At 58.9% G+C, this 8,474-nt stretch carries 13 protein-coding genes; 6 read left to right on the top strand and 7 right to left on the bottom strand.

All coding sequences use genetic code 11. From position 1 onward, the window contains the following. From H1Y01_RS18120 to H1Y01_RS18110, 3 genes are all read left to right on the top strand, one after another. Positions 1-424, top strand: a 424-nt coding sequence (locus H1Y01_RS18120; RefSeq protein WP_219341676.1) for a GbsR/MarR family transcriptional regulator, incomplete at its 5' end; no start/stop codon positions are given. A gap of 2 nt (positions 425-426) precedes the next feature. Then, positions 427-921, top strand: coding sequence for an SRPBCC family protein (locus H1Y01_RS18115; protein WP_180542040.1), 495 nt, complete (start codon positions 427-429; stop codon positions 919-921). Continuing rightward, complete coding sequence (locus H1Y01_RS18110) at positions 909-1,874, top strand: TIGR01777 family oxidoreductase (RefSeq protein WP_180542038.1); 966 nt, start codon at positions 909-911, stop codon at positions 1,872-1,874. Before H1Y01_RS18115 ends, H1Y01_RS18110 begins: the two co-directional genes overlap by 13 nt. Here H1Y01_RS18110 and H1Y01_RS18105 read toward each other — a convergent pair. Both H1Y01_RS18105 and H1Y01_RS18100 read right to left on the bottom strand, forming a co-directional pair. Then, on the bottom strand, positions 1,797-2,651 hold the full coding sequence (locus H1Y01_RS18105) for an L-type lectin-domain containing protein (protein WP_180542036.1): 855 nt from the start codon (positions 2,649-2,651) through the stop codon (positions 1,797-1,799). The genes H1Y01_RS18110 and H1Y01_RS18105 overlap by 78 nt on opposite strands. 112 nt (positions 2,652-2,763) lie before the next feature. Continuing rightward, on the bottom strand, positions 2,764-3,264 hold the full coding sequence (locus H1Y01_RS18100) for an asparaginase (protein WP_180542034.1): 501 nt from the start codon (positions 3,262-3,264) through the stop codon (positions 2,764-2,766). A 36-nt stretch (positions 3,265-3,300) separates the two neighbouring features. Here H1Y01_RS18100 and H1Y01_RS18095 point away from each other — a divergent pair, with 36 nt between their 5' ends. Beyond that, on the top strand, positions 3,301-3,768 hold the full coding sequence (locus H1Y01_RS18095; RefSeq protein WP_180542032.1) for a hypothetical protein: 468 nt from the start codon (positions 3,301-3,303) through the stop codon (positions 3,766-3,768). A 154-nt stretch (positions 3,769-3,922) separates the two neighbouring features. Here H1Y01_RS18095 and H1Y01_RS18090 read toward each other — a convergent pair whose 3' ends face one another. Both H1Y01_RS18090 and H1Y01_RS18085 read right to left on the bottom strand, forming a co-directional pair. Next, the gene (locus H1Y01_RS18090) at positions 3,923-4,813 is read right to left on the bottom strand and encodes an alpha/beta hydrolase (protein WP_180542030.1); all 891 of its coding nucleotides are present in this window, start codon (positions 4,811-4,813) and stop codon (positions 3,923-3,925) included. Positions 4,814-4,844: 31 nt separating this feature from the next. Then, positions 4,845-5,153 (bottom strand): hypothetical protein, encoded by a 309-nt coding sequence (locus tag H1Y01_RS18085; RefSeq protein WP_180542028.1) that lies wholly within the window; start codon positions 5,151-5,153, stop codon positions 4,845-4,847. Positions 5,154-5,219: 66 nt separating this feature from the next. Here H1Y01_RS18085 and recA (H1Y01_RS18080) point away from each other — a divergent pair, with 66 nt between their 5' ends. After that, on the top strand, positions 5,220-6,299 hold the full coding sequence (gene recA, locus H1Y01_RS18080) for a recombinase RecA (protein WP_180542026.1): 1,080 nt from the start codon (positions 5,220-5,222) through the stop codon (positions 6,297-6,299). A gap of 167 nt (positions 6,300-6,466) precedes the next feature. Here recA (H1Y01_RS18080) and H1Y01_RS20170 read toward each other — a convergent pair whose 3' ends face one another. Genes H1Y01_RS20170 through H1Y01_RS18065 form a run of 3 tightly spaced genes read right to left on the bottom strand, consistent with a single transcriptional unit; the run spans position 6,467 to position 7,517 of the window. Further along, complete coding sequence (locus tag H1Y01_RS20170) at positions 6,467-6,658, bottom strand: DUF4276 family protein (protein WP_367399804.1); 192 nt, start codon at positions 6,656-6,658, stop codon at positions 6,467-6,469. A 7-nt stretch (positions 6,659-6,665) separates the two neighbouring features. Then, positions 6,666-6,851, bottom strand: a complete 186-nt coding sequence (locus H1Y01_RS18070) for a type II toxin-antitoxin system HicB family antitoxin (protein WP_180542024.1) — start codon at positions 6,849-6,851, stop codon at positions 6,666-6,668. A gap of 3 nt (positions 6,852-6,854) precedes the next feature. Further along, a complete protein-coding gene (locus tag H1Y01_RS18065) occupies positions 6,855-7,517 on the bottom strand; it encodes a 3-keto-disaccharide hydrolase (RefSeq protein ID WP_367399803.1) in 663 nt (220 codons plus the stop codon). An 88-nt stretch (positions 7,518-7,605) separates the two neighbouring features. Between H1Y01_RS18065 and recA (H1Y01_RS18060) the strand changes: the two genes are divergently transcribed. Then, a partial coding sequence (gene recA, locus H1Y01_RS18060) for a recombinase RecA (protein ID WP_180542044.1) occupies positions 7,606-8,474 on the top strand: 869 nt, incomplete at its 3' end.

The following is an 8,474-nucleotide window of genomic DNA, read 5'->3' as shown; positions in this document are numbered from 1 at the left end:
GGCCGACCAGGTGGCGGCTCTGCTGTCCGTCGCTCGATCCAACGTGAGTACAAGTCTTCGGGAGTTACAGGGGTGGGGACTGGTGCGCGTGGTGCATGTGATGGGCGACCGCCGCGATCACTTCGACACGGTGCATGACGTTTGGGAGATGTTCACGATCGTGGTGGAAGAGCGGAAGCGTCGCGAGATCGATCCGACGATGGCCGTGCTTCGCGAGTGCTCGGCGGAGATGGATCGCGGCGGCGCGGAGGACAAGGAAACGCGGAAGCGGATTCGGGAACTGTTGACGTTTTTCGAGCAGGCGACCACAGTCTATGAGGAGTTTCGCGGATTGCCCGGCGGGGTGTTGCGGCAGCTTTGGAAGTTGAAGGGCAATCTGAAGAAGTTCTTCTCGGCGACTCCGGCGAAGTCAGGGGCTAAGTGAGAATGGTCCGCATTGAAGAAGTTACGATCATCGGCGCGCCGATCGAGCGCTGCTTTGACCTGGCGCGCAGTGTCGAGGTACACCTGGCCGGGAATGTTCATTACGGCGAGCAAGCGGTCGCGGCCAGCGGAGTAACCACGGGGCTGATTGGTCTTTCGGACCGGGTTACCTGGCGCGCAAAGCACTTCGGATTTTGGCATACCTTGACGAGCGAGATTACACAGATGGATCGGCCGACTTACTTTCGAGATCGGATGCTCGAAGGGATCTTTCGATCCATGGAGCACGATCATTACTTCCGTAGGCTTCCGTCGGGCGCTACCGAGATGAAGGATATCTTCCAGTTTGCGGCGCCATTACCTGTGTTGGGCCGGCTGGGGGAGCAGCTGGTGCTGCGGCGTTACATGCGAAGGCTGTTACATGAGCGCAATGTAGCGATCCAGCAAATCGCGGAGTCGGGTGAGTGGGCTCAGTACCTGCCGCCATGCGGATCGTAATCCCGGGCGGCAGTGGACAAGTCGGACATATACTCGGGCGACACTTTCAAGCGGGCGGACACGAAGTGGTGGTGCTGAGCCGCCGGGTAGAGACTGCGCCCTGGCCGGTAGTCCTGTGGGACGGCGAGACACGGGGTAAGTGGACCTCCGTTCTCGAAGGCAGCGATGTTTGTATCAACTTAGCCGGGCGGAGCGTGAACTGCCGGTACAATCCGAAGAACCGGCGCGCTATCTATGAGTCAAGAGTTCGAAGTACCCGGCTGTTGAATGAAGTGATTGCATCGCTTAGTCATCCGCCGGTAGTCTGGATCAACGCGAGTACGGCGACCATTTACCGGCACGCGCTGGATCGGGCAATGGATGACGAGACGGGGGAGTTAGGCGGAAATGAGCCGGGAGCGCCGGATACGTGGAACTTCTCGATTGATGTGGCGAAGGCGTGGGAGGAGGCGTTCTTCGAGACTGCGACGCCGCGCACTCGCAAGGTGGCGATCCGCAGCGCCATGACGTTTAGTCCGGATCGAGGCGGCGTCTTCGATGTCTTTCTGAGGCTAGTCCGGTTGGGACTGGGGGGGACGCAAGGGCCCGGGAATCAGTTTGTTTCGTGGATTCATGAGGCGGATTTTGCGCGTGCGATCGAATGGCTGATTGGGCGAGAAGAGTTCGCGGGAACAGTAAATGTGGCGGCTCCGAACCCGATCCCGAATCGCGATTTCATGCGCTTGTTACGCGAGGCGTGGGGATATCGGGTGGGACTGCCGGCGCCGCGCTGGATGCTCGAAATAGGAACGTTTCTGATGCGCACGGAATCGGAGCTGGTTTTGAAGAGCCGCCGCGTCGTGGCGAGCCGGCTGCGCGAATCCGGGTTTACGTTCCTATTTCCCGAGTGGGCGGAGGCGGCGCGTGATCTGGTCAACCGGACTCGCGAAATCGGGCTGAGCCGGGCGGACTGAGGGTGTTTCTAAGCCCTGGGCGTTCGAGACGGCAACGGAGAAATACTTCAGCTGCTGGATCGAGTAGTTGGCGCCGGTGCCTGCGGTAACGCCGAAGTAGACTTGGCCGCCGAGCATGGTAGACAAGCCGGTCGGCAAAACGGTGGATAGAGTGGGCATCCCCGGCTGAAAGGTCGTACTTCCGTAGTAGACATTCAGTCTTTGAGTCGTGTCGTTGTACTCGATCCAGACTCCGCGCAATAGTCCCGCGCCGGGCAAGACGGGTAGATTGGGGACAGTCTGAACCAGATCGACGCCTTCCGTTGTCGCCACCGCGATAGTACCGGCCGGGCTTCCGGTGATTGCGTTTGGGAAGTAATCGAGTGTGACCGCGATCGCCGGATAGTAGCTGAGCGTAAAGAAACCCATTCCGGAACCACTTAGGCCGAGATAGGCCGGCGAGTCGGGTCCGAGATTTTCGACTACAAACGCAAGTCCGTCGGCGGGGATGTCGGGTTCGGGCGTCTGAGCTTCATAGTAGAAGCAGGCGAGGAAGCTCGCTCCGGCCGGAAACGGAAAGGGAGTCGGAACGAACGCGCTGGCGGCCTGATAATACTCGTTGGTCAGAGTGATGGAATTGGCGCCGGTGAGGTGCGCGCTGCCGTTTAGCTGAAAACTGTTGAGAGGAATTTGAGTTGCGACCGACGCGCCGTACAGCGCGGTCGTGCTGGATAGGATCAGACTCAGGCAGAGCGAGGGTCCTATCGGCAGTAGAGAGCGTTGTTTTAGTGGTTTCATTCGGTTTTCACACTGGTGGCGGGAGGTACGGGAACTTCTCACGGCGGGTTCACCCAGCGCGGCAACCGTGGCGCCGGGTTCGTTCACGATACTTCAAGTTGGGAAGTAGAGTTCAGGCGTTTACAAACTGCGCACGTTCGCGATCCTTACGGACGCGATCGATGGGGAACACCTGGTTGTGCATCACTAACCAGATCCCGGGCGCGAGTAGTCTGGCCGCGAGTAAGCTTTCGGTAAGATTCTGCAAACCGTCGGAACGCTCGAAGCCGAGCGGGGTCATGGCGCCGGTAAAGATGATCGGCACCGGAGCACTTACCAAGTGGTGTTTCAGGAAGAGTCCGGTTTCGACCATCGTATCGGTGCCGTGCGTGATCACGATCGGAGCGCCATCGGACAAGACGGCTTTAACGGCTTCGAGCACGAGCTCGCGATCGGCATCGGTCATCTCGAGACTGTCCTTATTCAAGAGAGTTTGCACGTGGATGTCGGAGTCCGGTAAGCGAAGGAGCCGCAGATAGCGATCGACCTTAGAATCCAGATTGGCTACCGTGCCGGACTGCTCGGAGTAGACCTTCTCAAGCGTGCCTCCGGTGGTGAGTAAGTGAATTTTCATTTGACGTAGAAACGTGGGTGGATTCTTCCGCAGCCCATGATAAGCTATCGGAGCTTGGTGCGCGTCTATGAGGTGCGGGAAGGCGAAACTCACATGAAACAGAGCGCCATGTTGACTACAGCGTCGCTGCTCACCATTTTTTTGATGACGATTCACCTGACCGACGACATTCTGTTCCAGATGTCGCCGGCAGGTCTCGTCAATTTGTTTGCGGTGTTCGTTTTCGTCGTCCAGCTATATGGAACGCTGGTGCTCGGCGGAAGGCGGGCGGGATACATCATCATCTTCTTAGGGTCCCTGTTCGGGTTGCTCATTCCTATCATTCACATGAAATCGAGGCGGGGGCTTATCGGCGGCGACATCGGCAACTCCGGCCACGCTTTCCTATTCGTATGGACACTGCTCGCGTTGGGAATCACGTCGTCGTTCGCCGCCATCCTGTCGGCGAGCGCACTGTTGCGTTTGCCATGGCGCCGGAGCCGTCACCGGTCAACTGCCGCATGAGGCCGGCTTGTGGGATCACCTGCGATCGGTGCGCGACCCCTCGCGGCTCCGTTCCACCAGGCCAGGGTCAACTCGGCTGACGGCGCAGGACCCTCCTTGGTCGGGCTCGGAGTGGGGCTGTGCGGCTTGCGCGACCGCTCGTTGCCGTCATCGCTCAGTAACGCTGACCTGGCGCATCGGTGAGCGGAAACAGGAACTGGAGCATCGCGCCAACGCGGGACGCCCAGGCGCCTTCGTTGTGCCCTGCCCCTTCGGCTTCGACATATTCCAGGTCTTGACCGAGCTTCCAGCCTTTGCGCACCAGGGCGTCGCGCAGTTTGCGAACGTCGGCGACGGTGCGGTCGGGATGGCCGCCTTCCGCTGTTCCGATATCGAGCCAGATCTTCAATGGCGGCTTGGTCGAGAGGTGCCGGACATCGTGCAGGATGGTGCGCTTATCCCACCACACGGCGGGCGACATAACGGCCAGTTTGCCGAATACTTTGGGGTAGCGCAGTCCGAAATAGAGAGTGACTAGCCCGCCGAGTGAAGAGCCGCCGAGCGCGGTATGCGAAGTATCTTTCTCCGTGCGGTAGTTACGATCGATGAACGGCTTCAACTCTTCCACCAGCATGCGGCCGTAGAGATCGGCCTTACCGCCCTGACCCAAACGCCGGTCGGTGGTTGGCGTGTACTCATCCATGCGGGAACGGCCCGTGTTGTAAATGCCGACAATGATGAGCGGCTGGATCAAGCCCTGCGAGATCATCGTTTCCGCAGTTTCGTCGACATGCCACTCCTGGCCCGGAACGAAGGCGGTTGCGCCGTCGAAGAGATTCTGGCCGTCGTGCAGATAGAGCACCGGGTAATGGCGGTTCCGATCCGACTCATAATCCGGAGGCAGGTAGACCAGAACATCGCGATCGCTCGGCAGAAAGTTCGAGTGGAAGCGCTCGTGGCGGCGGAAGTTGCCGGTCAGCGTGTGGCTCTTGCCGTCGGACGGCGTCGCGTCGGCCGATGGCGGAGGCTGCTGGAAAAACGGAAATGGGGTGAGAATCGGAATCATCCTCGGAAATCGAAAGCAACTGGGATTCCGACTAGTCTAAGTCAAAGTCGCGTTTGGGCGGCGGCTGATCCGGATTTGCTTTGGCCTGGCGGAGGAGCTCATCGAACTTACTCTCCAGTACTTTGCCGTGAACCTGATGATTCGCAAAGCTTTTCTGGAACGCGTCTTCGCGCCGGCCGGCTTCGCCCTTGAGGTTTTGTACGGCAGCAGCCAAATCCTCAATGGGCGAGGGCTTGACGGGCGCGCGGTGAGAGATGACAGCGCGGGTTTCGGGATCGATTTTCAGGGTCGCATCGCAGCACGGACATTGCACCTCAAAAAGTACGCGGACTTTCGCCATTTCTTCATGGTAGCTGGTATAGTTAAAACAAATCGCCTCCCCTTTGATTTAAGGAGTTTTGAAGCCATGGACGAACGAGAGCGCGCGCGGGCACTGGAGTTGACGCTCGGGCAGATAGAAAAGCAGTTTGGCAAAGGCTCGATTCTGCGCCTGGGGGCGAAGGACGCCGTGGTCCCGATCTCGGTGATTTCGACGGGGTCCATTGGCGTGGACGCCGCCCTGGGTATCGGCGGATTCCCGCGAGGACGGATTTCCGAGATCTACGGGCCGGAGTCTTCGGGCAAAACGACGATTGCGTTGCAGGTGGTGGCCGAAGCGCAGCGCCATGGCGGGATGGCGGCGTTCATCGATGTAGAGCATGCGCTCGATCCGATCTACGCGCGCAAGCTGGGTGTGGATGTCGACAACCTTCTGGTTTCGCAGCCGGACTATGGCGAGCAGGCTTTGGAGATCACCAGCGCGCTGGTGACTTCCGGGTCGATCGATGTGCTGGTGGTCGATTCGGTGGCGGCGCTGGTTCCGAAGGCTGAGTTAGATGGCGAGATGGGCGACAGCCACATGGGTTTGCAGGCGCGGCTGATGTCGCAGGCGCTGCGCAAACTTACCGGGATTGTGTCGAAGTCGAAGACTTGTCTGATCTTCATCAACCAGATTCGAGACAAGATCGGCGTCATGTTCGGCAGCCCGGAAACGACGACGGGCGGCCGCGCGCTGAAGTTCTACTCCTCGGTGCGCATCGATATCCGCCGCATTGCGGCGATCAAAGATGGCGATAGCGTGACCGGCAACCGGACGAAGGTCAAGATCGTGAAGAACAAGCTGGCGTCGCCGTTCCGCGAGGCTGAGTTCGACATTATCTATGGCGAGGGGATTTCAAAGGAAGGCGATCTGATCGATCTGGGTGTTGCGCAGAACGTGATCGAGAAGTCCGGATCGTGGTTTAGTTACAAGGGCGACCGGATTGGTCAAGGGCGCGAGAATGCCCGGCAGTTCTTGAAGGATAACGTGGATATCCGGGCGGCGGTGGATACGGAGTTGCGTAAGTTACTGGGGTTGATTAAGCCGGAGCCGGTAAATGGCGCGCCTGCGCCGGATGTGGCGCCGCCGGTGGTGAAGCAGAGCGCTTCTGCGGCTAGAGGGCGATAGGTTCGGGGTGGGGCGGGTTAGAACCTGCTCACGGCTTGTCAGAGGCGTCGAACGCGCTTTCCGCTAACTGGACTTACAGGAACTAAGCGAGCCACGGGATTTTTGCCGCACGCAATGATGACCTCTTCTCCCTGCGCTGCCTTCCACTTTAGGCAGCGCCACCTTTACTACAGTGCTGATCCACCGCTCAGCGTAAGGATGGTATTCAAGAATGACTTTAATTCCGGACACTGGGCAGCGGCGACAGCCAGGTCTTTGTTCCGAAGTATTCGATTGGCGTCTCTTGCTTTAGAATAACTATCTCGACAGTTCCCGATCTCGAATATCTCTTTCAGATAGTAAGAAGGCGGGAAATTCAAGGGTAAGTCAAGGCGATTCGCCGTGTTCGATACAATCGGCGGCAACGCGAAAGGCGAGGGAACTAACAGCCGCGATCGCCTCCTGACGCGTTGAACCGTAAGCTATAACACCAGGCATAGCCTCGATGTCCGCCCACCGGCGGCCCTCGTCCTCGCGCCCGACCAGAATTGGAATCGCCTCTGTGGTGTTCACAATCTACTTCGATCCGGCTCCGCCCTTCGGCAGCGGACGGATCGCGACTTCCTTGAAGAAAACGATGTCGTTGTCGCTATGGTTCTGCAACCCGAACCACCCTTGGAGCGGGCGCGGTCCATGCTGGGGTTCGAAGGGGAACTTGCGCTCCGGCACCGGATCGCCCTCTTTGTAGTCGGTCACCTTCACGCCATTCACCGTCACGATCGTGTGCGGACCGTCGAGGGTGATGATCATGGTGTTCCATTCCGGACCGGGCTTGCCTGGCTTGGCCAGCGGCTTCGTGAGCGAGTAGAGTGTGCCGGTGATGTGATACTCATCCTCCTTCGAAGTCTCCGGGTGATTATCGATCTGTACTTCGTAACCGTAATGTACCGGCATCCATTCTTCACGCGGCTCCAGAGGAATCCGGACGAACACGCCGGAATTGTCATTGAAGTCGCGCATCTTATACACGATCCGTAACTGGCAGTTACCGATCTTTCCGCCGGTCCAATAGAGCAGGCCCATACCGCCGCCGGTTTTGATCAATCCGTCGACCACCGAATCGGCGCCGGGGCCGACGTGCTTCCAGCCGTTCAGATCCTTGCCATCGAAAAGCTGCTTCCAACCGCCCTCATCGCCAAATGCCGCACTTACGCATCCCGCCAGCATCAAACACATCATCAGTCGCATGGAAACAACTTATACCACTCGCGAGTCCATCAAAACGGCTTGAGAAAGTTGCCATTTGTACAGCACTCCCGGAATGCCCATGCTCGATCTTCGTGAACGCCAGAAATCCATTGACCAGACCCTGGTCGCCATTGAAAAGCAGTTCGGAAAGGGCTCGATCGTCCGCCTTGGTTCCGATACGGTCAGCGCAGTCAGCGTCATTTCGACCGGCTCCATCTCCATCGACTCCGCGCTTGGGGTGGGAGGGGTGCCGCGAGGACGCGTCGTGGAAATCTATGGTCCGGAATCGTCCGGCAAGACGACGCTCACGCTGCAGATCATCGCGCAGGCGCAGAAGGCCGGCGGGACAGCGGCGTTCATCGACGCGGAGCACGCTCTGGATCCGGCGTACGCGCGCAAACTGGGCGTGGACGTGGATAACCTGCTGGTTTCGCAACCCGATCATGGCGAACAAGCGCTCGAAATAGCGAACGTGCTGATTAACTCCGGCGCGGTGGATGTCGTGGTGGTCGATTCCGTGGCGGCGCTGGTGCCGAAAGCGGAACTCGAAGGCGACATGGGCGATAGCCACATGGGCCTGCACGCCCGCCTGATGTCTCAGGCGCTTCGTAAATTGACCGGCGTGGTGAGCCGCACGAACACGTGCCTGATTTTCATCAACCAGGTGCGCGAGAAGATCGGCGTGGTGTTCGGGAATCCGGAAACAACCACCGGTGGACGCGCTCTGAAGTTCTATTGTTCGGTGCGCATGGAAGTGCGGCGCATGGCGGCCATCAAAGACGGCGAAACGACGGTCGGCAACCGCACCAAATGCAAAGTGGTGAAGAACAAAGTGGCATCACCGTTCCGCGAAGCCGAGTTCGATATTCTGTACGGCCAGGGAATATCCAGGGAAGGCGATTTGCTGGATATGGGCGTGCTGCACAGCGCGGTCGAGAAGTCCGGCTC

The organism is Nevskia soli (assembly GCF_903970205.1).
In the GTDB taxonomy this organism is placed as follows: Bacteria; Acidobacteriota; Terriglobia; order Bryobacterales; family Bryobacteraceae; genus Bog-113.
The sequence above is the reverse complement of the archived record's forward strand: the minus strand, read 5'-3'. Positions and strand labels throughout refer to the sequence as shown.